The organism is Photorhabdus africana (assembly GCF_035181445.1).
Classification (GTDB): Bacteria; Pseudomonadota; Gammaproteobacteria; order Enterobacterales; family Enterobacteriaceae; genus Photorhabdus; species Photorhabdus laumondii.
The window spans coordinates 1-2,463 of sequence record NZ_JAXBVE010000106.1 but is presented as its reverse complement, the minus strand read 5'-3'; the positions used below and the strand labels follow the sequence as shown (position 1 = coordinate 2,463).

Here is a 2,463-nt window from a genome sequence, read left to right as displayed (position 1 = left end):
CTGGCGCAGGTCTTCACTGAGCCGCTCCGGCACCCGTTTTTGGTAATGCAGATGCTGACCGGCATCGTACACAAACTGTTCGTCACAGGCCCGCGGGCCGCCAAACTGCGCGGTCACCACCTGGTCATTCACGTTGTAGCCGTAGCGCGTCTCGTCCCAGCGGGGGTCTTCAATGCAGGCCACGTTGTAGGCCGGGGTGTAATGCCAGTGGCGGGTCACCGCGCTGCCCCGCGGCGGGAAATGCGGGTCGGCCTCGTACAGGGTCTGTTTGAACCAGTCGGAGCTGCGCCCGGCGGTCTGATGGGCCAGCAGCCCGACCGGGGTGTAAGCCTGTGACTGGATAAAGCCGGCGGCGCTTTCCCGCGCGATTTCCCGGCCCAGCCCGTCATGCTGCATCTGCAACGGGGCATGGCCGTCCAGCTGCCACTGCATCAGCCGGCCGTTGAGGCCGTAGTACCAGCTGACCGCGGGCAGGGTGTCCACCTGGAGTCCGGTGGGCAGGCCGCTTTGCGGGTCCCACTGATGGCTGACGGCACGCCCGTTAATTGTCTCCCGGGTCAGGCGGCCGGCCTCATCGTATGCAAACGCCACCTCCGCGTCCGGGTTGGTGGCCCGTATCAGCCGGCCCTGCGCGTCGTGGTCGTAGGTGGTGACCGAGCATAACGTGCACCGGTCGGCCTCTTCCTGCCACGCTTCCTGGCGGGTAATGCGGTCGTCGTCGGTGTAACACCAGCGCAGCAGCTGGTGATTGGGGTAACGGGCGGTGAGGCGGCGTCCGGCGGCGTCATACTGATAATGAATGGTCCGGCCGGTAAAATCGGTTTCGCTCATCACCCGGCCGGCCGGGTCACGGGTGTAATGGTAGGTGTCGCCGGTTTCGTTGGTCACGGTTTTCAGGCGGGTCAGCCGGTCGTAGCCAAAGGTCAGGGCGGTGCCGTCCGGGCGGGTGAGGCGGCTGAGCCGGTCGAAGGCATCATAGGTATAGCGGGTGGTCCGGCCTTCTCCGTCGGTCACCGCCGAGACCCGGCGCTCGCTGTCGTAGTCAATCGTTTGCCGGAGGCCATCCGGTAAGCAAATCTCACGGACACTGCCCGCCGGGCTGGCATGAAACGGGCTGTGGTGGTAGTGGGTCTGCTGATGTAACGCGTCGGTGACCCGCAGCAGCCGGCCCAGGCCGTCGGTGTCAAACCGGGTCAGGGCACCGTCCGGGGCCTGAATGTCACTGAGCTGCTGCCGTTCATAGCCGTAGCGCCAGGTGCGGCCGTCGGGCAAGACCTGGCGCAGGATTTCCCCGCGCGGGCCGTAGCGGGTCTCTTCAACCCGTCCCTGGGGGTCGATAACCGAGGCCAGGTTGCCCTGTTCGCTGTAATGCAGTCGCCAGCGGGCCCCATCCGGCTGAGTGACCTGGGTGAGCTGGCCGTATTCATCATAATCGTAAGCGGTGAGGTCCCCGGTGGGTGACATGACGCCGGTCAGCTCGCCGTAAGGGCTGTACTCATACGCCGTGGTCCGGCCCAGCGGGTCGGTTTCGGCGGTTTTGTGACTGAAATCCCATTCAGTCCGGGTGTCATGGCCGAGCGGGTCGACCTGGCGGGTCACCAGGCCGTCGGCGTTATAGTGGTAGCGGGTACAGCCGCCTTCGGCATCGAAATAGGTGGTGACGCAGCGTTCGTCATCGTATTCAAAGCGGTCCTGCCAGTAGCCCTGCGGGGTGGTGGTGGCGGTTACCCGGCCTGCATTATCGTAGTCAATCGTGACATCGGTTTTATCGGTGTCATGCCAGCGGGTCATATAGCCGTGCGGACTGTATTCATGCCACAGGTGGTGAAACTGAAAGGTGTCACATTCCGCCAGATATCCCCGGTTATCATAGCGGCAGGTCACCAGCCGCTGGCGCTGTTCGGCGTGCAGCCAGTCAATGGCGGAGAGCTGCTGGTGCTCGTAGTGCAGCGCCAGGGTCGCCGTGCCGGCATGGACGAGGCGGGTCAGGCGCTGGTGTTCATCGTAATGAAAGACGGTCTGGTTGCCGTTGCGGTCCTCTGTCATGGACAGGCGGCGTTTATCGCCCTGAACCTCGGCAAAGCTCAATATCTGCTGAGTACGGCGGTTAAACAGACGCAGTTCGCCGTCGCGCTGGCCGTACAGCAGGTAATGCCCGGCATGGAGGTTGACCGAGAAGACGGTTTCCGCCGGGGTGTGGAAGGTGTAAATCACCCCTTCACCGTCGGTGAAATGGGTTTCCTCGCCGTCGCGACGCAGGTGCTGCGACCAGTCGTCGGCCCATTGGGGGCCGAACAGCCCGGCCAGGGCGGCGGTGGAGCGGTAAGTCCGGTTCAGGGTCAGCGGCAAGACCCCCGGCAGGGCCAGCACCGGCCAGACCTGCAGGAAGTCGCCGGTCGCCACGTCTACCGGCTCGCCGGCTTTGCTACAGAGCTGGCTGTCACAGCCGGTTTTTTTCACCGA

General features: G+C 64.3%; 1 protein-coding gene. It reads right to left on the bottom strand.

What is annotated here, in order from left to right; all coding sequences use genetic code 11:
• The coding region (locus SLS51_RS22820) for a DUF6531 domain-containing protein (RefSeq protein WP_323840780.1) at positions 1 to 2,463 on the bottom strand (2,463 nt) is incomplete at both ends.